Raw genomic sequence first — 23,579 nt, 5'->3', positions numbered from 1 at the left:
AGCATCAATAACCAATAAAATAGCGGGATTTCTCGCCTAGAACCTTCTTAACCGCCAGACAGAATAGAACATTCACTGTTATTAAAAGAATCACATATACAATAGAAGCTGGTACTTGTAAAACGTGTGGAAAAAAATCATCAACTAGGTAATAGACCTTTTTTAGATGGCGATCAAAAATCACATGGGTAAAATAAAGTGCAAAACTGCAATCGGCCACAATTGAAAAACTGGGAAACTTATTTTCCTGAATATTTCTTGATAGATGAAGAATAATAAATGTAATTGCAATTTTTTGAAGATAAACTAAAGACTCCCTTGGATTGGTAAATCCCAAATAAACTTTTTCATGATCTACCCATAGCAAAGCAAAAGATGTTGCCACTGCAATTACTGTCAGTAGCCAAAATCTTTTTTTGACCATTTGCATAACATATTCAAAATTCATGCTAGTATACATGCCAACTAGGTAGGTAGGCAAAAAATATACAAATTGCCCGATAGTGATATCAACAGTTGTCCTTGTTCCTAAAATTGGCAATAAAAACAACCATGGAACCACCTTCAAAAAGGTTTTTTCCTTAATTGCCAAAAAAATAGGGCTTAACAGAAATACAATCAAAATAAATGGAATGTACCAAAACTGAAAAGATGCTGTACCTCGTATTAATTTTTCTGGAATGATATATAGATAATCCATTAAATCCACATTGGCCTTGGCACCTGTGAAATCTTCTGAAAAAATCAAAAAAACACTTATAAATACATAAGGAACAACTACATTCTTGAATTTGGATAAATAGTACTTCCTAATTTGAAATTTGTGGCTTAAGTAATGAAATAAAAAGCCTGAAATGAACAAAAAGTAAATAGTACTTCCATGAAACAACATGTCTCTTACCGCATTTACAAAATTCGCATCAACCAGATAGTCAGTTTTTGATGAAAACCTCCACGTATGGATAAAAACAATATTTAGTATTGCAAAAGCCCGAAAATAATGAAAGGACCATAAAAATTGTCTTTTTTCTCTAGTCACAGATCAAAGAGTTTTGGTTGTATTTAATGGCTTACCATCTTAGATTTTCATGACACATAATGCTCTTTCGCCTGTGTGCACAGAATCAAAACAGACCATATCTCCCTTTCGGTTCATACGAGGGTGCAAATCGCAGCACCAATGTCTATAACTTTTGGACTGGAATCTTTTTAGGGAGTTTACTGCTGCCAAAAGTTTAGCTTTATTAGTTTCCACGTCGACACTGTACAATTTTGCCATACGGTATTTATCTGGATAAGTGTCTGTGACAAAAGCTGTATTGGAAATAAAACTCTGATGTCCATCCGAGTTGAGTTGTGGATATGCTATACGTTTATATGTTCTTAACGTTGGATCTTCAAACAGTACATGACTATCTAATCCTTCTATCCTACTGTATGCAATAATTTGATTTTTTTCATTCCATACATAGTGCGAAACCATTTCATCAGTAGGAGAAAAATAACATTGTTTTGTCTCTCTGTCATAAACCGCCATTTGAGTCCATCTCTTAGATACATTTTCCACAACCGTCCCTCTATACAAAAAGGACACATATCTTTTATCTGGAGAAAACAAGGAGTGGGTTACATATTGGTGAGCCTCCTCAATAGGGTACTCTTTAAGATTACCTTTATCATTGAGCTCTTTCAAATTAATCACTAATTCTTTGAAACCATCCTCTAAGTTTCCTATAAACAATCCTGTTTCTTCAGGAACCTGCACGTCTTTATATGAACCATCCTCATAGCCATAACCATATCCAGGCATAGTCATTTCTAACCTTCCGTAGCTAAAAGATGTTGCATATTTACCACATAAGGAAACACTATCAATTGGAAAAGGGATTGTTTTTGTGGTTTTATCATGAATATTATATAACCTTGAAACTAGAGTTTCACCGTTTGCATCATTGTAAATAATATGGTCCTTACCGGCCCATTGCAGTCTACATCCTTTGTGATAATTCCACGCTCTTGTTTCACCAATCTTGGTATAATTTCCAGGTTGTCCATCTTGTAAAGTAAAATACCCAACCTCCAATACATCCTTTTTTGTAGGCATACGAAGAGGTATAGTAAGCTTGTTGGCCAACACCATAGTATCATCAAAGGAAAATGGCGATATATCGTGGAACCCAAAAAAATAACCTTCCTTGGTCCATATGTTGTTCAGAGAATAATCTTTTTTGTTGGGCAATAAATCGTATGCAGATTGGTAAAGGTTTCGTATTTTCCCCTTAATCTTAGGGTTGTGCTTTACCGTATCATAAACCAGTTTCTCTAGTTTGTTCATCTGTTAATGGTATAGTTTTATATAATCTTGGGCTATTTTATTCCAATCAAAAGGAATAACTGTACTGTTTAAATCTTTGTATTTTGTGCCCGCCACAGTTTCTATGCCCTGCGCAATCGACTCTATGTTATCCGGATCTACTGATTGTCCAACAGGAAAATCTCCAAAAAACCCATCAATTCCTTCTCCTTTAGAATATATGATAGGTAATCCTTGTGAAAGTGCTTCAATATAAACAAGACCAAATAATTCCTGTTTAGAAGGCATGGTGAAAATATCGCTTTCCCTATATACCTCCAAAAGCTTGGAGGCATCTTTTATTTTACCTTTATAGTCCAACCACTCATAAGTGCCGACCATCTTCAGAAATTCCTCATAATAGGTAGGCTCATATTGGTTTGCTCCTCCAACCATAGTGAGTTTATAACTTCTTGAACCAGTCTTTTTATTTAAAAAATAAACAGCATCTATCAATGCTTGTACATTTTTCCTTTTCATTATTTGGCCAACATAAATTAAATCAACCGGTTTGTTTTCATCAATGCTTCTCTCTGGAAAAGGATTGCTCAACCAAATATCATGAATTCCATTTGGAATTATCTGCGTTTTTTTTGAAAGCTTCTCTACAAGTCTTTTGGGCATCATAGAGAAGAGCCTATCTCTATATTGAGGTGAAATAAAAATTATCTTCTCTGCTTTTTCAAGAACTTTATTAGCCCCTGCCCTTCTGTGATACATGTATTTGTACTGTAAATTGATATCAGTAGTTCTAACTGCAACAATATAAGGTACCTTATTTGACTTATGGATTTTATACGCTATCGCTCCATCAGTGAATAAATTATGAGCATGCACAAAGTCAATATTTTTATGCAAACCTTTAGAAATAAGCTTCTTATACAAACTATTTATTTTACCAAAATAATTATACTTGTGAGCAGGCTTTATGCTTTTGTCAAAAACCAATTCTGTGTTTTCAAGCTCAACAATATTTTCAGGTTTCCTATTTAATTTGATAGGAATGTAGACCTTTTGTTTTAAAGAGGTATCTAGCTTAGTATAAAGTTGGGAGTAAAGGTGATTATCTATATAATAAGAATTGAGATGAAGTATGGTTTTGGCACTCATTGAAGTTATTTTTCAACAAACTTAACTAATGGCTCACAATATTATTGTGCCTTGTACCAAAAGAAAAAAAAAACCGGTAAAATACCGGTTTCTTAGAAAATCTTCATGTTTATTCACTAGGTGGATTATTAGTGACCCCTTCTACTTGATAATTATCTTTGGAGGGGACTTCGCTGTTCCAGAAATTTGAATTCAAAAACTGCGTATTGCTGTTAAGAGTAAAGACACCTTTCCTATCATCTAATTTCTCTAATTGGCTCACATTGGTAATTTCACTATCAATGATTGAAAAATTACTGTTTGTCCTTGCAATTACAAATAAATTAGGCGAATCTTTAAAGGAACAGTTTTGAAAAGAGTTGTTACTGGACAAGTCATCTACCTCATTCCACCAATTTAAGTTTATGATTGAGGAAGATTTATTGGAAATAGTAACATTTCTGAATGTATTGTTTTGACCAGCATGCTCATCATAAGGATTTTTTCCACTATCAGAAAAACTAACTCCTGAGCCGCCGTTTTCTAGCGTACAGTTTTCAATTAAATTATATTCCGCTCCATCCATAACGTTAATACCTCCTCCTTTAAAAAGCCCGTAACTATTAACGCCCATAATAGCTATGTCTTTTGCGTAACATTCAATAGCCCCGTCAAAGTGAACATTGGTCCCGTAAACATCACTGTGTTGCATGACATTGTTCTTTGAAAGTTGATTAAAACAAATACCATGCCCACTATGGTTACTACTTATAAGCCTATTCACCCTAAGATTGGTAAAAAGATTATTTTTGCCTATGGTATGAAAATAGTAATCCTGTGGATTTCCATTATCAATATCGCTGCTAGATTCTGAATAAGCAACAAGTGTATTTCGACTGTTGTTTATTGTAAAGCCTCTAAATGCCATATTATAAGCGGCACAGTTCAATATCACATTATTAGAACCCCAACTGTTTGTAGAACTTGAATATATCATCCATCCTGTTCCCTGTAAATCAGAATTGGAACCGCCCTGCCCTTCAACTTCAGTAAACCATCCATGGTTGGCCTGAACAACATTTTCAAAGACTGAATTACTCAATATCCTGAATTCAAACCCTCTCCTAAAATATTGTATCTGCAAGTTTCTAAAAACAAAACCCTGTTCACCTCCATCACAATAAAAAAGACTTTCATTGTCAATATATTTCCCCGATCCTTTACTTCCAGAAAAAGTAGGCATCTCTGACGAATTCAAATCATGCGTTCCATCAGAATTTCTTGATCCTGATTTATAATCCTCCCAACTCACTGTGGCATATTGCCCTGCGTTGATATCCCCTGCAGAATTTTTGTAACCAATCCAATAACAGGGCTGTGATGGAGAACAAGGCAAATTTGACAAATCATAATGAGCATTTCCACTAGGGTTAGTTCCATAATTATATTCCCCTGCTTTTATATAAAAAACATCACCAGCTTTAACAAAACTTGGGTCAAAGGCACTATCTATATCTTTTGGGCTAGAAGCGCTTAAACCATCGTTCTGGGAAGAACCATCAACGGCAACATAAATAATCCTGTTAGGATTCGAAGGAGTCAAAGGAATATCATTACCCGCATCTACTGTAAAGGGAGCTGTTACATCAGGAATCACAGGATCAACAGGATCTTGGTTACCATTACCATTACCGTTATCCCCATCATCGGTTCCGTCTTCATCTCCTCCTGAATCATCTGTACCATCATTCTCATCTGTACCATCATTATCGGAATCATCTTTTGTATCAGTATTGTCTTCATCAGCTTCGTTCTGTTGAATATCTTCTTCAATAGCTGCCAAAAACAATTCATTGTCATCTGAACAAGAAAAAAGAGCTATTGTCAATAATAATGAAAGAAATATTTTGAAGTTATTAAGTGGGGCTATATACTTCATCGCAATTTAAATTTGTAAATTTGGGATTGAGTGAACCATTGATATTTTTACTGTCGCACTCAAAATTAAGTTGTTAAAACATACACTCGTTAAAAAGGTCGTTTTTTTCGATGAAATGCATTGTTTTGTTTAGTTAGTTGCATTTTATCCTTTGTTTTCTGAACTTTTCAACTCTATTTTCTATACTTTTATCGAATAAAAGGTTAATAATTCTTACAGATACGTTGATTTTATATAAACGGATTATACAATATTTCTTTTTAACATTTTTTTATTGATTTAAAAAGTTCCTATACCTTTCCGTTATATTTGTTGGTACACATTATTGAGCAATTGGTCGAGTTTTTATTTTTTTTAAAATACCTCTTGTCTATTTTTACAGTTGAATTGAGTCCGTTTTAACCTAGCTCCAATAATTAAGATGAACAACATAGCGGTCTTGTTGACCTGTCACAACAGAAGGGACAAAACCATCCTTGCCCTTCAATCTCTTGAAAAAGCATATAGCTCTTATTCCGGCGATCTTAATATTTCTGTTTATTTAACAGATGATGGGTCTACTGATGGTACTGCTGATGCTGTATCTCAAAAGTTTCCCGAAACCATCATACTCAAAGGAGATGGAAATTTATTTTGGGCCAATGGCATGATCAACTCTTGGTCGGAAGCTGTCAAGAATAATCATGATGGGTATTTATTACTTAATGATGATACTTTTCTTTTAGATACTGTCTTTGACGATCTTAAAAATACTCATGAGTATGCGATCAAAACCTTTGGCACCGCTGGGGTCTACATTGGATCAACCAAAGATCCAGACACAGGTAAGCTTTCATACGGGGGTGGCATTTTGACCAATAAACTACTATATCGGTTTAAAATATTAACTCCTAATGGAGAATTTCAGGAATGTGATCTTGGCAATGCCAATATTATGTTTGTTGATGACTCTGTGATTGAGAAGGTGGGTATTCTATCTGAAGGATATGAACATGGCCTTGCTGATTATGATTATACCTTAAAGGCCAAAAGAAAGAATATCCCTGTATTGGTCGCCAAAAATTATTGTGGTCTATGCGAAAGAGACAACAAAGGGTTGTACCATAATTTTGAATCTAAATCACTGAAAGAGAGAATAGATCATTTATACAAACCAACAGGAATTGCTTTCAAGTCTCGATTACTTTTTATGAAGAGATTTTTCCCTTATAGAGTTCCTGTATTTTATGTAATGGGCTGGTTCAAGGTACTATTTCCCAGACTATACGTTAGAATGCGTTTCAAATAACTATAAAAACAATCCCCAAAACACTATACCAAAAAATGAAGATTCTATATATACACCAGTACTTTGTAACTCCGAAGCAACCAGGAGGAACAAGATCATATTGGATCAGTAAAGAACTTATAAAAAATGGGCATGAAGTTATTATGTTGACCGCTACAAAGGATAAGAATAAACCTAGGGAAATGGTTATAGATGGTATTAAAGTAATCTATCTGAAGATTCCTTATGACAACCATATGGGCATCTTTAAAAGATTAATTTCCTTTCTAAAATTCATGATTCTTTCAGCTTTATATGTTTTAAGAACCAAAAAACCTGATTTGGTAATTGGAACTTCCACACCACTAACGGTAGGGTTCCCATTGCTGGTTGGTAAAAAACTAAGAAAACTACCATATGTGTTCGAAGTTAGAGATCTTTGGCCAGAGGTTCCAGTCCAAATGGGGGGAATCAAGAATAAACTAGCCATAAAATTGCTTTACCGTTTTGAAAAAAGTATCTATAAAAATTCATTACATGTAGTCGCTCTTTCGCCAGGCATGGAGGATGGTGTCATAAAAGCTGGCACGCCTGAATGCAAGGTAACCACCATTCCCAATATGTCTAAAATCGATAAGTTTTGGCCAAGGGAAAAGAATCAGGAACTTATGAAGGAACTAAATCTACGCCCAGACACCTTCAAAGTAATCTATTTTGGTGCTATGGGATTAGCAAATGGAATGGAATATATTATTGATGGCGCCCGGCATCTAAAAGATGAAAAAGACATAGAGTTTCTTTTTGTAGGTGATGGCTCAACAAAACCCCTCTTAGAAGAAAGAGCAAAAAATGAAGGTTTGGACTTTATGCATTTTTATGGCAAAGTCCCCATGGCAAAACTTTCTGAAACTGTTAATTTATCAGATGTTTCTTTGGTTACTTTTGCAGATCTTCCCATTCTTGCAACAAATTCACCTAACAAACTTTTTGATACGCTTTCAGCTGGTAAACCCTTAATTGTAAATTCTCCAGGCTGGACTAAAACTATGGTAGAATCTGAAAAATGCGGTGTGTTTGTTGATCCAAAAAATCCAAAAGAACTTGCTGAGCAAATCTTGGCATATAAAAATGACCCCAAACGACGAGATGAATTTGGCAAAAATGCAAGAATATTGGCTGAAAAGAAGTTTGACAAATCCATTTTGTGCAAACAGTTTGCGGAAGTAATCAATAATATTGATACAGATTATATTAAAAAGTGATTAAAGTTAAATCACTTTTTTTAGATCATAGTTTTCTATTGATTTAAAAGAACTACGCGTAGTTCTTTTTTGATTGCTGAGGACATTATTGATGACCAACTTTCTTTTTCCTGAAGCAAGTAATGGAATATCCTCCACATATTGGATAGTAATCTTGGCATTCTGACCAAAATAGCCCAAATATTGTTGTTGAAGCGCATTTTCATCCTGCTTATCCAATTTCTTGGATACTTTCATCTTAATAATATATTCATCCAATGATTCTTGGATAAACTGAAATTGCTCTATACCCTTAAACTGAAGAATATGATGTATGATATGGGATGAAATAAATTCCCCTTTGGTATTGATGAACATATCCATTTTACGTCCCTCTATTTTTGCGAACAATGGTTGTCCAGTAATTGGATTATACTCTAAAATGCCAACATCCCCAGTATCATATCTTACCATGGGCATAGCATAATTATAATAATCTGTAAGCACGATTCTTCCTGGTTCTCCTGGTTTTACAGGTTCATCCTTGTTCAAATCCAATAGTTCTATATGATAGCTTGCTGTATTAATTTCAAATTTTCCTGAACTTGTCAATGTCTGCTGGGCCAAAATTCCATTTTCGCTATTAGAATACCTCGAAAGTACTTCGGCTCCAAAATACTTATAAACCTTTTGCTTAACATCATTACCCAAGGCCTCAGCCATAGCAATTATGGAAGAGAATTTACCGCTTAATGGTTGGTCACGGTGTTCTTCTAAATATTTACAAATGGAATCAAGTGCTGAAGTATAAGCCAAGACATTAATTTCTGATCGGTCACTTTCAAGCTCATTCACCAATCTTGGAATGTTTTCATCATCTAGATCATCCACAGAATACGGAGATACATTTTGGGACCATGATTGAAATTTTGATTTGAAATATTGTTTGTCCCAGAGTCTTAGGTAGTATAGTTTGGCTCCAATTTCATAACCTGCTTTTTGAGCAAAGAAAATGGTATCCGCGGTATTCCTGAAACGTTTATTTCTATCATGATAAATCTTAAAAGGTTTTCCTGTAGAACCACTTGTCAATACTTGGTGGTTGTATGCGTTTTTGAACGAAACACTTCGAAAAGCCTCAAAATTATCCCTTACTGTTTGTTTGTCAATTACTGGAAATTCCTCCAAATTAGGCGTATCAGATAATATTTGCCCGTCATAATAAGGCACGCTTTGTCCAGCATGTTTTAGAATGTTTGAAAGATTCTCTTTTATAATTCTTGTAGATTCAGGGGAATTAGGTTTGTCCTGAATCCGTTTAATCTGCTTGTAATGCTTCAGAACATTGCTCCCATTTAGGATATCATAACCCCAAAATGAAAGCTTTCTAAATTGTTCTAGTGTTCTCCTCATATGTCTATTTAAGCCGTTTCGTGCTTATTTGGTTGTTGATTTGATAATTTAAACCTATTGGTCTTCAAAAGAATTTACATAAATCATTCTATCAGCAAGACTGTCCACAACATAAACATATTGTTTAGCTTCTGTTGATGGAATTTTCACATATCTCCCATAATTAATACTGTCGCTGATGCAATAAATCAAAGGATCGTGCATCAACGAATTGTACTTCAATACTTTATATACAGATGTGTCACCAGATTGCAAATCCTCAAAGCGCATGGAGAACAGGGATACTTGGCTTAACGAGAATTTACTATTGTTGATAATCCTAATCTTGGTATCAACAGACTTTTGGGCAAAAGCACCACAACCCAAAAGAAGACAAAAAATAATACCTAAAAATAAGACGGCCCAACTTTTTATCCATTGTCCATTCCAAAACACTAACCTACTAACACTATGCATTTTTAAAGTTACTATATGACATTTGTCATGGTTTTTTATTTCTTTAAAAAGTCAAAAAAATCTATGAAATACACTCCTATGTTAAAATACCTTTGACAATCATTAAATAATCATTAAAAGTCCTAGCTTTATCACTCAAAATTACCTCATCGGAAATGAAATTTCCTTTATTTCTGTTTCTCATTATAACAGGGCAATACTGTCAGTCCCAGATTCAGGTTATCGGGAAGGTAGTAGAGTACAATGAAAAAGGTAAGACCATTGTTCTCCCCTACGCGAATGTATATTGGTTATCAACCACTGTTGGCACAACGACTGATTCTTTAGGAAATTTTCAAATTCCGTATAGATCAGATATAAAAAAGCTTGTCATTAGTTCGGTTGGTTATCGGTCAGATACCATTCCTGTAAATAGACCCAACCTAGGAAAAATTGTATTATATCCAACTGTAGTTTTGGATGAGGTTGTAGTAGAAAAAGAGGTAGCACCTTTACAAAAATCCCTTTTCAAAGTACAAAATGTAGTATCTGTTGATAGTCGGGAAATGCTAAAGGCTGCTTGTTGCAATCTTTCGGAGAGTTTTGAAACCAATCCTTCTGTGGATGTCAACATTTCAGATGCAGTACTTGGGGCCAAACAAATTCAAATGTTGGGACTAACAAGCCCATATTTAATGTTTACACAAGAAAATATGCCTTCAATAAGGGGAGCTTCACAAGTATTTGGCCTTTCTTTCATACCCGGTTCCTGGATAGAAAGCATCCAGATTACTAAAGGTGCTGGTAGTGTTTTGAATGGTTTTGAAAGCATCTCGGGGCACATCAACAGTGAATTAGTAAAACCGCTTACAGATAAGCGCTTCTTCTTAAATATGTATGCCAACAACTATGAACGATATGAATTCAATTCAAGATTCAATCACAATATATCTGATGAACTTGGAATGGGGATATACATTCATGCAAATTTACGTAATGGTTATATTGATAATAACGAGGATTCATTTTTGGATACTCCTTTGGCCAAACAAGTGAATTTTATGAATCGTTGGCAATATCAAAATGCTGAGACCGGATGGGTCAGTTTTGCAAATATTCAGTATTTATCTGACACCAAAGAAATAGGACAATCTGATTTCAATATTGAAACTGATAAGCTTACCAACAATTCCTGGGGTAGTGAAATTACCACATCAAGATTGGATGTTTCTGCAAAACTAGGATATGTTTTCCCGAATCTACCCTATCAAAGCTTTGGCTTTCAAACAGCATATAGCAATCATGATCAAAATTCTTTTTATGGATTGAATCAATACAACATTGATCATCAATCATTTTATTCCAACCTTATTTTCAATAGTATTATTGGCAGTACGCAACACAAGTTCAAAACTGGAATCAGTCTTACCCATGATACTTTTAATGAACGCGTTAATCAAACCGAATTCAATAGATATGATAATGCTATTGGCGCTTTTCTTGAATACACTTTCGACAATCTTGAAGGTTTAAGCTTTGTGGCTGGGCTAAGGGCCGACCAACACAATAATTTAAATGCTTTTATAACACCAAGGTTCCATTTAAGATATTCATTGTGGGATAAGGCCAGTTTTAGAGCGTCTTTTGGAAGAGGTAAACGTGGCGCTAATATTTTTGCGGAAAACCAACAACTATTTGCATCTTCTAGACAGATTGTTATTAATGGGAATGGTGGTAATTATTATGGACTTGAGCCTGAAAAAGCATGGAATTATGGAGTTAGTTTTATGCAGAAACTATATCTCTGGAATCGTGTTTTGGATTTTTCGGTGGATTTTTATCGAACAGATTTTGAAAATCAAGTTGTAGTGGATTGGGAAAACCCGCGAGAAGTTTCTTTTTATAATCTTGATGGCAATAGTTATTCCAATAGTTTACAAATTGATTTAAACTATGAAATCCTTCAAGATTTTCATTTGAGGACCACCTATAAATATTTTGATGTTGTTACCGATTACACCAGTGGTACATTGGATAGACCATTACAGCCTACTTATCGTTTTTTTGTCAACCTAAATTATGAAACCCAAAAGAAAAATAACAATCAATGGCGATTTGACTTCACTGCCAACTTTTTGGGCAAACAAAGGCTCCCTAACACCAGTACCAACCCTGAAGAATTTCAACTATCCTCTCACTCTCCAGCTTACGGACTAATCAATGCACAGATAACAAAAGTGTTTTCAAACAAATTTGAATTGTATGTTGGAGGTGAAAACATCAATGGTTTCACCCAAAACACCCCTATAATTGATCCCAATGACCCTTTTGGCACTTATTTTGACAGCACCATATTATATGGGCCAGTTTTAGAGAGCGCTTATTACATTGGTTTTAGATATAAAATTTAACTTTAACACCATGAAAAAAATAATACTTCCCTTTTTAATGCTATTTACCATAAGTATAGGTTATGGTCAGGATAAAAATAAATCCATCTCCTTTGAGGTAAAAGGTAATTGTTGGATGTGCCAAAATCGTATTGAAAAGACCGCTGTTAAAATTAAAGGAGTAAAGTTCGCCTCTTGGGACTCAGAGAGCAAGCAATTCAATGCTATAATTGATGAGCGTAAATGTTCCGTTGATGATGTAAAGGAAAAAATTGCAGAGGTCGGTCACGATTCTGAAGGATTTACAGCCCCATTAGAAGTATATAACAACTTACCTGAGTGTTGCAAATATAGAAACCCTGAAAGTTCCCATATGAATCACGGGAAACATTAAACACATAAAAAAGGGCCTTTGAAAGGCCCTTTTTTATTACATTTTTATAACTCGTTTGACTACCAGTAGATTTCCTTCTGCATCAGTAACTCGAATCACATAAAACCCAGATGCCAATCCATAAAGATCTTTTATTATTAAGGTATCTGTGTTTTGGAAAGCCTCCTCTCTAATCAACATCCCCATCATATTGAATACCTCTATAACACAATCTTTACGTTTACTTAAGTTGATAGTGATTTTCTCGGTAAATGGGTTTGGATGAGCGGTAATAACGATGGGCTTATCATCTAAAAGATTACCCCCCTCTTCCCATACTATGGGTTCAAATAATTTTTCTGAATATTGGTAAGGGTTATATTCACGAGTTTTCACCAGTAAACCTGCCTTATTATTGTTTCCTCCATTTTGGGTATCTATCAAAGCCTCAAAGGAAGAACCAGGAACTGCCTCAAAACCAGGAGTTAGATTAATTTCATTAACAGACTCAAACCTAGCAACAGTACCTACTGGAACCAAAAAGTTATCACCTGCCTGTATATTAAATTGATAGTAAAAAATTTCTTCTGGATTATAGGTGTTACTAACAATATAATTGTCTAATTCAGCTAATCCATTTTCAGCATAAAAAACGCCATATACTCTTGAATCAGTTATATCATTTGGATCTACCAAAGGTAAAGTCTCACCATCAAAAACATAGGTGCCATCATAGCGTAGCATAGATGTGGTAATGAAAGATGAGCTTTGATGTATTTCTTCCCAATCATGCCATACTTTATCAACATGGGAATGATGAAAATAAAATACGGGATCCCTTGGAGATAAAGATGTACTCATTGGACGACCTGTCCAAACATGAGCTCCTCTATGCACTGCTTCGCGTTCCAAAGTATTAGAAAATGTAAAGAAATCAGTTTCTGCCAATAAATTGCTGAGATTTGTAGAAGTTGGCATTGGACCATCTCCCCCTAGATTTCTTCCTAAAGACCAATTTGCATCAAAACTTCCTAAAAAATCTTCGTCCCATAATGCATCTGTCGTAGACTGATATTGAATTGAATTCCAATATCCCAAACTTATCTCTGGGTTGATATCTTGCACAGCCTGTTCCATTTCAAACATTTGCCTTCTATGCCATGCCAAAAATATCTCACGCTCAGGTTCATCAGGCAAGTTGAAATGCAAGTCTAAACGAGTTGGATCAGCAGTATTATCAAAATTGAAAAAGTCCCCATGAAAAGTAGCCAGATCATTGAACAAATCAGCACCATTTCTCAGCTCATAAAATGCATCCACCAACTCAGTAATTTCATAATCGGTCATTTCATCAAAACCCTTTCGAATACTTTGTCCAAAAATAGATTGACTAAAAAGTATGGTCAGCAAAATAAGGCTCGTTACGTAATTTTTTTTCATATAATAAGATGTGATGGGTATGTCTTTTCTTCCAAACATAGATGCAAAACTCAAAACAACCTATTTATTGTTTTGGAGTACCACTATGTTCCAATTTATCTAGACGAATTAAAATGTCTTTAATCTCTGTATTTTCTTTCTTCAATTTTTTGATTTCCTCTTCTTGTGACAAAAGATAAAGTGTAAGTTCTTCTATTTTTTGAAGTAATCTAGCATCCATTTGACCTAGGTCTATCCCATCTTTTTTAACTTCTTCCTCGCTTGGAATATTAGGTAAGTGACCATTTGTTTTAATAAACTTCCTGACCTCTTCCAACTTCAACAAATTAAATTCTTCTTCGAAAACAAAATCTGGCCAGCTACCTTGGAGCTCCACCTTAACACCTTCGGAAATAACATTCCCAGCAACTGCCAATCTATACCCTTGAGTATCTGTAGTTCCAATTCCAATGTTACGATCTGCAAACAAATCCCGCGCTGACCAGTCAACAGTTGTTAAATTGGAATTGTCAGAGGTGTAATCTACAAAACCAGTTCCTGCAGAAGTTGTTACTGTTTCCAAATTACTTACAGCGGAGACATTCTCCGCAGCATCTTCAGCAAATACTGTAAAATCATAGCTGGTATCGGCAGAAAGGCCCGTTACATCTAAACTTGTTGTGGTACCTGTATTGGCTATACTCACACCATCTTGAAAAACTTCATAGTTGGTCACCCCAATATTATCTGTAGATGGGCTCCAGGCCAAGGTTGTTCCAGTAGATGTAATATTTGACGAAGCCAAGTCTACTATTGCGCTTGGAGCTTCTGTGTCTGGCACACCAAGAGTATTTACAGTTTCTGTGTTACTGACCAGTGATGTATTTCCTGCCGCATCTTCAGCAAAAACGGTAAAATCATAACCAGTAGCAGGTGCAAGCCCTGTAACATTAAAAGTTGTTGCGGTACCCGTATTGGCTATACTCACACCATCTTGGAAAACCTCATAATTAGTTACCCCAACATTATCTGTGGATGCAGACCAAGATAAATCAGTAGTAGTAGAAGTAGTAGTAGAAGAAGATAAATCGGAAATCGCTGTGGGAGCCTCTGTATCAGGTAGCGCTAAAGTATTTACCGTTTCTGTATTACTGACCAAAGATGTATTTCCCGCTGCGTCTTCCGCAAAAACGGTAAAATCATAACTTGTACTTGCTGTAAGTCCTGTTACATTAAAAGTTGTATTTGTCCCTGTATTTCCAATACTTACACCATCCTGAAAAACTTCATAGTTGGTCACCCCAATATTATCTGCAGATGTGCTCCACGAAAGGCTCGTCGTTGTTGAGGTTGTATTAGTTGAAGACAAATCCGTTACTGCTGTAGGAGCCTGCGAGTCAGATAGTGTATTAACAGTCTCCGTATTACTGACCAAGGAAACATTGCCGGCAACATCTTCAGCAAAAACAGTAAAATCATAACTTGTATTGGGTGCCAAACCTGTAACATTAAAAGTTGTATTTGTACCTGTATTCCCGATACTTACACCATCTTGGAAAACCTCATAATTGCTTACTCCAACATTATCTGTGGATGCAGACCAAGATAAATCCGTTCCAGTCATTGTAGTATTTGAAGAGGAAAGATCTGTAATCGCACTTGGTGCTTCCGCATCACTGTTCGCTACTGTAATTGAAATGTTATCTATAAGTACCTCATCCCCTACATTACTGGCATTTCTAGAAGAAGTATATATTCTGATAATTGGATTAGCATTGGTAGCGGTAACTGTCCATGTATATTCCGTCCAAGTTCCCGAAGTAATTGCTGTAGTGCTAAATCCTGTAAAGCCAAACCAATTGGCAAAAGCTGGACTATTGGGATTGTTGCCTTGTCTGGCCCAGATGCTGATATTGTATTCTTCACCAACCACGGCATTAAATGAATAACTCATATCTCTACCAGAGGCCGAACCTGCTCGTGAGGCTTCTAGACTGATAGCAAAAGAGCCCTGAAAAGGATTGTCAGTACTGGAGGTCAAATTACCAGATGTGTTCCATCCTGTTGTAGTATTTGCTTCATTCTCTATAGAAGCTGCATTGGAATCGTCATGAAGATTCTGTGCAAATAACCCCGTAGTACCTAAAAGAATTAAGAGGAAAAGTAATTTTTTAGTCATTTAGTCTCAGTTTATAGGTTGTATGGTAGTGCTAACTATAACAAAGTTATAGGTACTGAAAAACAACTGGTTATTTAAAAACAAATTATCGATAAAACGCAAAAAAATACTATGACTGAATACTTATTTAGTTTTGAATTGTGTTAGAATTACATTTCTCATGCAGAACATCGACAAATTCTGCAAGATGTTTTTATATGTGATAATTTTGTTTGATTTTTACGGCCTAACCTAAAAGACTCAAATATGTACCGCCTATTCCTGAAAAGGTTATTTGATGTATTTGTTTCATTTTCAATAATTTGTATAGCCTCCCCAGTCATCATCATTCTGATGATAATTCTTTACTTTTCTAATAATGGGAAGCCATTCTTTTTTCAGATAAGACCTGGTAAGAATGAAGATTTGTTCAAACTGGTAAAATTCAAGTCTATGAACGACAAAAAGGATGAAAATGGAGAATTATTACCCAACCATTTGCGCATAACAAAAATTGGAAAGTTCATCAGAAAAACCTCATTAGACGAATTACCTCAGCTATTTAATGTCCTAAAGGGAGAAATGAGTCTCATTGGGCCGAGACCCTTGTTGCTCAAATACTTACCTCTTTACAATGAGGAACAGAGAAAAAGGCACTTGGTAAAACCTGGAGTAACAGGTTGGGCGCAAGTCAATGGTAGAAATTCTATATCTTGGCAAAAACGATTTGAATTGGATATTTGGTATGTTGACAACGTATCATTCTTAACTGATCTTAAAGTCATGCTTCTTACCTTACAAAAAGTACTACTGAGAAAAGATATTGACAGTGGTGATACTGTGGGCATGGTACCCTTCACTGGCAACAACACTGAAAATGAGTAAAAAATCCCTTATCATAGGAGCCGGAACTCACGGACAAATCTACGCATCTTATCTTGCTGAAGCGGGAATAGAAGTAGTTGGTTTTATTGATGACAATGAAGCTCTATACGGAAAAAGTATTCTCAATATACCCATTGTTGGCACTTTTGAAGATTTGAACAGAAATAAAATAAAACAACTCGCCCAAAATGTTTACTGCCCTATTGGCAATAATCGCATACGAGAAAAATATTTATCAGAATGTAAAAAAATGGGATATGATATTCCTAGCTTTTTTCATCATACTTCATGTATAGGTCCTGATACTCATATGGGAGAAGCCAATTATATGCTTCCTGGAAGTATTGTAATGCCTCATACTAAAATTGGGGATTTTTTCATGGTCAATATGTCCTCAACTATAGGTCATCATGTAATTATTGGAAATGGAGTATTTATGTCTTCTGGTGTTAATGTAGGCGCCAATTTAGAGTTGGAAGATTATGTTTATGTTGGTATTGGCGCTACTATCATGTCCAGTATAGGGAAAATTGGAAAAGATAGTCTTATTGGTGCTGGAAGTGTGATTATTAGGAGTGTGGAACCTAATTCCACTATGGTAGGTAATCCAGGTAGAGCACTTCCGAAGAAATAAATTTTACTATTGACAAAAAAAGCCAGGCATTGTGCCTGGCTTTTTGTTTACCAAAAACCTAATTTAATACTTAATAATCTGAAATTCTGATCTTCTATTCTTCGAATGTTTCTCTTCTGAACATGGAACATTGTCATCACATTCATTAACCAGTTTAGTTTCCCCAAATGCTTCAAAACTAATTCTATCTTTAGCTATAGCTTTTGAAATCACATACTCTACCGTACGTTCCCCTCTTCTCTGTGACAACCATTGGTTATATTTATCAGTCCCCCTAGAATCAGTATGGGAACTTACTTTAATTACAAGATCGGTTTCGTCTTTCATAACTGCCACCAACTTATCCAACAGTTCTTTATCTCTAGAAGTCAAATACGACGAGTTCAATTTAAAATATACATTACCCAAATCATTTAGCTTAGATTTAATTACAGCCCTACGTGCATGTTCTGCTTCTTTTTTTGCTTTTTCCGATGCCGCCAATTCAGCAGCTTCTTTTTCTTTTTTCACACGTTCCGCCAACAATCTTGCTTCCTCATCAGCCTTTTCTTGAGCAGCAATTGAATCTTGGAGTTTCTTTTGTTCCTCTTCTATTTCTTGCAATAAAGCAAGTTTTTCTTCTCCTTTTCTGGATAATCCCTTTTCAACCTCAAATCTATAGGCAACTCCAACAGCATGTTGAACATGGTTAGTAGAATTTTCAGTATCCATAGTCCATTTACCTGTAGAACTGAAATCCAATCCCCAATGCTCAGAAAACCAAGTCCTAAAACCTACCACCGCGTTATATGTACCCCTACCTTGGTTATTAGCATCTGTATAACCTGCACCTATCCCAATATATGGATCAAAAAAGCCCGTTTCACCCAGAATCATATTAAGGTCATAGCTAACCCTAAAATCTACGCCAAAATAGTCTCTATCCTCTGGGTTTACTGCATTATCAACTATTTTTCCTTCATTATATCTGTTGTATGTTCCTATGGCTTCTAATCCAAGACCATTCTTGAAATATCGCCCAACACTTACTCTGGACGGGAATGGAACCATGTTCCAACCTTCACTAAAGTCGAACAACTCTCCAAATTCATCACCAGAATCGTCCACCATGTTGGTTCCTACTGTAACCAACCAGAAACTTTGGACAATACTGTCTTTTTTCGTTAATTCAATTTCTTGGGCAAAAATGAATGATGAGAAGTTCATTACCACTGCCAATACGACCAGTTTTAAAGTTTTCATAAGCAAGATTTGAGATTTGCTCCAACAAAGCTATGTCAACCTTTCCTAAAGCTGAATTTTGCACTTTCAAGTGCCTCAATTTTCGATAAGAAGTAAAAATAGGGTGAAAATCTGAGCTACCATCCTAATTTTTGAAAATCTATTTTCTTGGAAGTATTTGGGATTTTGTACACATAAAAAGAATGGAATATCGATGCATTCACATCTTTTTTGAAGTCATTATTTTTGAGCAACTCCACTGCGATAATTATGTTGCTCTCAGATTCTTCGGTTTTGGATAATTTAGGCTCTATTTCACCTTTTTGTTGCCCCATACAGATAACTATGACTGTTTCTTTGGAAAAGTCAATTACAGGAACAGGAAGTCCAGGTTTTCTGGTTTTATTGATTTGAGCATAGAATTTATGCAAAGATTTGGCATCCTTGATCACTTGGGTATCGTATTCCAAAATGCCACTATAATGATCTTGTGCAATTAGAACTAAATCTTTCATTTCCTCACCAGAAATTGATTGCCCTTCTTTTTGGGCTTTACAAGAAAGCAAACATGCAAATGTTATGAGCAGAATTTGTTTCACAAATCAATAGGTATTCTTGAATCTTGACTTATAGGCTTTTTCATAAACCTCTTCATATATAGGCAATATATGAACTATATCAAACTTTGAAGCTGTTTTGAAAGCATTTTCCTTGAACTTTTCAAGTGTACCCTCATCTCTTAGTATTTTCAGGGCTTTTACTGCCATATCCTCAACATCTCCTACATCAGACAAGAAACCAGAAATGCCTTCTTTGTTCACCTCCGGAATTCCTCCAATATTACTCGAAACTACGGCCACTTTATTTATCATGGCTTCCAAGGCCGCCAATCCAAAACTTTCAGATTCTGATGGCAGTAAGAACAAATCAGAAAAACACAAGATTCTGTCTATCTCAGTGCTATTGCCCAAGAAAAGTACTCTTTCTTTAATATCAAGATCATCACAAAGTTGTTCGGCATATTCTTTCTCTGGCCCCTCTCCGACCATAATCAGTTTAGCTGGAATTTCTTTTTGAATACGATAGAAAATCTTTATTACATCTGGAATACGTTTAACCTTTCTAAAATTACTGATGTGTGTAACGATACGTTCATCATCATTGGCCATCAACGTACGTTGACAATCTGTATATTCCTGGCTGTATTTTGAGGTATCAATAAAGTTTGGAATGACTTCTATTTCTTTTTCAATATCAAAAATTTCCAAAGTGCTTTGTTTCAAAGCTTCAGAAACTGATGTTACCACGTCTGATTTATTAATGCTGAAGTTGACCGCAGGTTTGTAAAAAGGGTGTTTTCCTACCAAGGTAATATCCGTACCATGCAGTGTAGTAATCATAGGAATAAAAATACCTTCTTCCTGAAGCATTTTTTTGGCCATATACCCCGCATATGCATGAGGAATAGCGTAATGTACATGTAACAGCTCTATCCCGTACATTCTTACAGTATCCACCAATTTGCTGGACAAAGCAAGCTCATAAGGTTGGTAATGAAAAAGAGGATATTCAGGCACGTGTACTTCATGAAAATGAATATTGTTGCCCAAAAGTCCCAAACGTACAGGTTGTTTGTAGGTTATAAAGTGAATCTCATGCCCTCTTTCGGCCAAAGCGATTCCCAATTCAGTGGCTACAACACCACTTCCTCCAAATGTGGGGTAACATACAATTGCTATTTTCATAAAAACAAATCTAAAGCAATATTTGCTTTTTAATGTATAATGGAATCATAAATAGCTTGTTGTATCCTTGTCCGTAAACCAGATTTGACCAACAAAGTATTGGTTGCTGAAGGAAATGTTCTGTTCGATAAAAACACGTAGACCAGCTCTTCATCTGGGTCAGCCCAAGTATAAGTCCCCGTAAAACCGCTATGTCCAAAGCTTTTTCTTGAAACGCAACCGCAGGTAGGTCCTTTTTCTTCCAATTGAGGTTTATCAAAACCAACCCCTCTCCTCACATTTTTATGACAGAAATAACACGTGTTGAATTTTTTTATGGTTCGTTCATCCAAAAAACGCTCTCCTCCATAAATACCCCCTTGAAGGTACATTTGCATAATTTTGGCCACATCATTGGCATTACTGAACAGTCCCGCATGCCCCCCTACTCCGCCCTGCATAGCTGCACCCATGTCATGCACATAGCCTTGCACAGTTTGATATCTATAATAATTATCTTCTTCCGAAGGGACAATCTCTTCTTTTGAAAATCGGTCAAGAGGATTAAACATGGTATGCTGTAAACCCATTGGAGTGTACAGAAACTCGCTTATCAGTTCATCAATAGGTCTTCCGTACGTTTCCTCTATGTATTTTTTGAATACATAATAAGCAACATCACTATAGCGGTATCGATTGGATTTCAGCTTTTGTCTTCCAATTCTATTATAAATAGAATCTTTATAGGCATCGGTTAAGTATAAATTGTCTGCCACTTTGTATGAAAATCCACTCATCGCTACATTCCGGTAAAAATCAGGGGACGGTTTCCTGTTTTTGGTCAATGTATCAATATAGAAAGCAATCCACGCAGGAAGCCGCCCATAATGAGACAAAGCTTTGAGAACGGTGACATCTTTTAATTCGGTTTCCTCATATTCTGGAATCAAATCCTTGAAGGTATCATTCAGCGCTATCTTCCCTTCCTCTTCCATTTTCATCAGTAATGGTAAAGTAGAAAGAATTTTGGTCAAGGATGCCAAATCATATATATGATTTTCATTAACAGAATTGTCCGTTGTATATGTTGGCTTTCCAAAGTTCTTCTGATATACTACTTTTCCTTGTTTTGCAATAAGGACCTGCGCTCCTGGAAACATCAAGGAATCCAATCCTACCTGCATTAAACTGTCAACTTTTGCCAATTTGGATGAATTTAATCCAACTCTTTCTGGAAAACTATATCCTAAACGCTGCAAGGGTTTCAAATGAACTCCGCTATGTACCGGAAACTCATCATGAGCAGAGACTGGAAGTTTTCCATTTGCTCCAACCGCGCCAAAAATCACCTCAGCGGCCTTTTCTTGGGCAATTGTACTGTTTTGATATGCCATAACCACGGCATCCATAGTATTAAAATTGAGCACATCTGAAAGAGCATAGGGCTTGGCAAACAGGGCCAATATGGTATTGCTGGTCCGCATTCTAGCGATTTCCTCTAACCAAAACAGCTCATTTTTAGAAAATTTATAGCCCTTCCACGGACTGGCGTTATTCTTATGAAAGCCTACAATGACCAAATTAAAATTGGCCAAGCCGTTTCGATAACCAGCAGCATCTTTCGCACTTATCTGTGTAACCTTGGCATATCTATTCAACGTATTGAAAAAGGTAGCCCCGGTATCATCTCCAAATTGAACATAGGCAATTTTCTTATTCTCCAATTTTTTGATGGGCAACAATGAAAAATTGTTTTTGACTGCTGTAATGGCATTTTCAATAGCTTCTTCGTAGATGATATTGTTTTCGATTCCATTTAAATCCTCATACAGATGCTCTAAAGCAACAGGTTGATAGTTGTTTAAACCCACTTTGTACTTAGCCATCAATATTTTTTTCACAGAATAAGCGATCCGATCTTCAGAAATGACTCCTTGTTCATAAGCTTCAAGTATTTTACGCTTTGCCTTGATAACATCTTCGGGCATTAAAAGCATGTCGTTCCCTGCCAAAAAAGCTTCCAATTCCACCTCTCCTTCATTGGCGAATTGTGAAACCGCTTTCATATTCAGAGCATCAGTGAAAACCAACCCTTGAAATCCCAACTCATCCTTTAAAAGTCCAGAAATTATACTTTCAGAAAGTGAAGAAGGGTGGCCTAACCTATCTTCCAAACTGGGAACATCCAAATGGGCCACCATCATGGAACTCAAGCCATGATTGACCAATTCTTTAAACGGATATAATTCTATGGAATCCAGTTCCTTTCTTGAAGAATTAATGATGGGCAACGCCTTGTGCGAATCTGTGGCCGTATCTCCATGTCCTGGGAAATGCTTGCCACAAGACAAAACTCCTGCACTTTCCATACCTTGAACAAATGCAATTCCTTTTTGAGCTACGTTATCTGGTGATTCACCGAAGGAACGATTGCCAATAATCGGGTTTTGAGGATTGTTATTAACGTCTATATCTGGTGCAAAGTTAATGTGCACTCCCAATCTTTTGGCGTGTATTCCTATTTGATGGCCCACTTTCTCAACAATCTTATTGTTTTGAATAGCCCCCAAGGTCATGTTCCAAGGAAAAGCGTAAGTAGAATCTAGCCGCATGGCCAGTCCCCACTCAGCATCCATACCGATCAATAACGGAATTTTTGAACTTGTCTGATACTCATTGGTCAACTTTGCTTGCCGCACAGGGCCACCAGTGGAAAATATGACACCTCCAATACCATGCTCTTGGATAAGCTGGGTAATTTTATCTGTTGCCGTGTCACCTTGGTTTGAGGCAACACTTACCATGAACAATTGCCCAATTCTTTCATCCAAGCTCATTTGTTCATAGGTATTTTCAACCCAAGCAGATTGTGCAAGAGAATCTTTAACAATCAAAGGATTATTTTGACCTTTTGCTGTAAAAAATATAAATAAGAATAGGGGAATGTAAAGGTTTATCCACATAAATATCTTGTCTAGGACATGAACTTATTGAGGATAAAAATATTGCATTTCATCGAAGAAAGCACTGAAATTAGG

18 protein-coding genes are annotated in these 23,579 nt (G+C 36.0%); 6 read left to right on the top strand and 12 right to left on the bottom strand.

What is annotated here, in order from left to right; translation table 11 throughout:
- Positions 1-4: 4 nt before the first annotated feature.
- From HJC33_RS09635 to HJC33_RS09620, 4 genes are all read right to left on the bottom strand, one after another.
- Positions 5-1,039 carry an acyltransferase family protein gene (locus HJC33_RS09635; RefSeq protein WP_171658609.1) on the bottom strand — a complete coding sequence of 345 codons (1,035 nt, stop codon included), beginning with the start codon at positions 1,037-1,039 and terminating at the stop codon, positions 5-7.
- A gap of 39 nt (positions 1,040-1,078) precedes the next feature.
- Positions 1,079-2,335 carry a hypothetical protein gene (locus HJC33_RS09630; protein ID WP_171658608.1) on the bottom strand — a complete coding sequence of 419 codons (1,257 nt, stop codon included), beginning with the start codon at positions 2,333-2,335 and terminating at the stop codon, positions 1,079-1,081.
- A gap of 3 nt (positions 2,336-2,338) precedes the next feature.
- The gene (locus HJC33_RS09625; protein WP_171658607.1) at positions 2,339-3,463 is read right to left on the bottom strand and encodes a glycosyltransferase; all 1,125 of its coding nucleotides are present in this window, start codon (positions 3,461-3,463) and stop codon (positions 2,339-2,341) included.
- A gap of 109 nt (positions 3,464-3,572) precedes the next feature.
- Positions 3,573-5,381 (bottom strand): hypothetical protein, encoded by a 1,809-nt coding sequence (locus HJC33_RS09620; protein WP_171658606.1) that lies wholly within the window; start codon positions 5,379-5,381, stop codon positions 3,573-3,575.
- A gap of 421 nt (positions 5,382-5,802) precedes the next feature.
- Here HJC33_RS09620 and HJC33_RS09615 point away from each other — a divergent pair, with 421 nt between their 5' ends.
- Both HJC33_RS09615 and HJC33_RS09610 read left to right on the top strand, forming a co-directional pair.
- Complete coding sequence (locus tag HJC33_RS09615) at positions 5,803-6,669, top strand: glycosyltransferase family 2 protein (protein ID WP_171658605.1); 867 nt, start codon at positions 5,803-5,805, stop codon at positions 6,667-6,669.
- Between the two features lie 35 nt (positions 6,670-6,704).
- Positions 6,705-7,910 carry a glycosyltransferase family 4 protein gene (locus HJC33_RS09610; RefSeq protein ID WP_171658604.1) on the top strand — a complete coding sequence of 402 codons (1,206 nt, stop codon included), beginning with the start codon at positions 6,705-6,707 and terminating at the stop codon, positions 7,908-7,910.
- 6 nt (positions 7,911-7,916) lie between these two features.
- On the opposite strand, the gene HJC33_RS09605 is transcribed toward HJC33_RS09610, so the two are convergent.
- Complete coding sequence (locus HJC33_RS09605; protein WP_171658603.1) at positions 7,917-9,302, bottom strand: phenylacetate--CoA ligase family protein; 1,386 nt, start codon at positions 9,300-9,302, stop codon at positions 7,917-7,919.
- Between the two features lie 54 nt (positions 9,303-9,356).
- Positions 9,357-9,758 (bottom strand): hypothetical protein, encoded by a 402-nt coding sequence (locus tag HJC33_RS09600; RefSeq protein WP_171658602.1) that lies wholly within the window; start codon positions 9,756-9,758, stop codon positions 9,357-9,359.
- 155 nt (positions 9,759-9,913) lie between these two features.
- On the opposite strand from HJC33_RS09600, the gene HJC33_RS09595 reads away from it, so the two are divergent.
- Both HJC33_RS09595 and HJC33_RS09590 read left to right on the top strand, forming a co-directional pair.
- Positions 9,914-12,148, top strand: coding sequence for a TonB-dependent receptor (locus HJC33_RS09595; protein ID WP_171658601.1), 2,235 nt, complete (start codon positions 9,914-9,916; stop codon positions 12,146-12,148).
- Positions 12,149-12,158: 10 nt separating this feature from the next.
- Positions 12,159-12,521, top strand: a complete 363-nt coding sequence (locus HJC33_RS09590; RefSeq protein ID WP_171658600.1) for a heavy-metal-associated domain-containing protein — start codon at positions 12,159-12,161, stop codon at positions 12,519-12,521.
- 36 nt (positions 12,522-12,557) lie between these two features.
- On the opposite strand, the gene HJC33_RS09585 is transcribed toward HJC33_RS09590, so the two are convergent.
- Both HJC33_RS09585 and HJC33_RS09580 read right to left on the bottom strand, forming a co-directional pair.
- On the bottom strand, positions 12,558-13,940 hold the full coding sequence (locus HJC33_RS09585) for a tyrosinase family protein (protein ID WP_171658599.1): 1,383 nt from the start codon (positions 13,938-13,940) through the stop codon (positions 12,558-12,560).
- Between the two features lie 64 nt (positions 13,941-14,004).
- Positions 14,005-16,098: a fibronectin type III domain-containing protein gene (locus HJC33_RS09580; protein ID WP_171658598.1), complete on the bottom strand. Its 2,094-nt coding sequence runs from the start codon at positions 16,096-16,098 to the stop codon at positions 14,005-14,007.
- A 246-nt stretch (positions 16,099-16,344) separates the two neighbouring features.
- On the opposite strand from HJC33_RS09580, the gene HJC33_RS09575 reads away from it, so the two are divergent.
- On the top strand, positions 16,345-16,962 hold the full coding sequence (locus HJC33_RS09575) for a sugar transferase (RefSeq protein ID WP_171658597.1): 618 nt from the start codon (positions 16,345-16,347) through the stop codon (positions 16,960-16,962).
- Complete coding sequence (locus tag HJC33_RS09570; RefSeq protein ID WP_171658596.1) at positions 16,955-17,596, top strand: acetyltransferase; 642 nt, start codon at positions 16,955-16,957, stop codon at positions 17,594-17,596. The genes HJC33_RS09575 and HJC33_RS09570 overlap by 8 nt, the downstream gene beginning before the upstream one ends.
- Before the next feature lie 63 nt (positions 17,597-17,659).
- On the opposite strand, the gene HJC33_RS09565 is transcribed toward HJC33_RS09570, so the two are convergent.
- The 4 genes from HJC33_RS09565 to HJC33_RS09550 form a co-directional block, all read right to left on the bottom strand.
- Entirely contained in the window at positions 17,660-18,838 is a 1,179-nt protein-coding gene (locus tag HJC33_RS09565; protein ID WP_171658595.1) for an OmpA family protein, read from the bottom strand.
- A gap of 116 nt (positions 18,839-18,954) precedes the next feature.
- A complete protein-coding gene (locus HJC33_RS09560; RefSeq protein WP_171658594.1) occupies positions 18,955-19,416 on the bottom strand; it encodes a hypothetical protein in 462 nt (153 codons plus the stop codon).
- Positions 19,417-19,419: 3 nt separating this feature from the next.
- A complete protein-coding gene (gene bshA / locus HJC33_RS09555) occupies positions 19,420-20,562 on the bottom strand; it encodes an N-acetyl-alpha-D-glucosaminyl L-malate synthase BshA (RefSeq protein ID WP_171658593.1) in 1,143 nt (380 codons plus the stop codon).
- Positions 20,563-20,591: 29 nt separating this feature from the next.
- Complete coding sequence (locus HJC33_RS09550) at positions 20,592-23,504, bottom strand: glycoside hydrolase family 3 N-terminal domain-containing protein (RefSeq protein WP_171658592.1); 2,913 nt, start codon at positions 23,502-23,504, stop codon at positions 20,592-20,594.
- Between the last annotated feature and the right edge of the window lie 75 nt (positions 23,505-23,579).

Source organism: Flagellimonas amphidinii (assembly GCF_013090115.1).
Taxonomy (GTDB): domain Bacteria; phylum Bacteroidota; class Bacteroidia; order Flavobacteriales; family Flavobacteriaceae; genus Flagellimonas; species Flagellimonas amphidinii.
The sequence above is the reverse complement of the archived record's forward strand: the minus strand, read 5'-3'. Positions and strand labels throughout refer to the sequence as shown.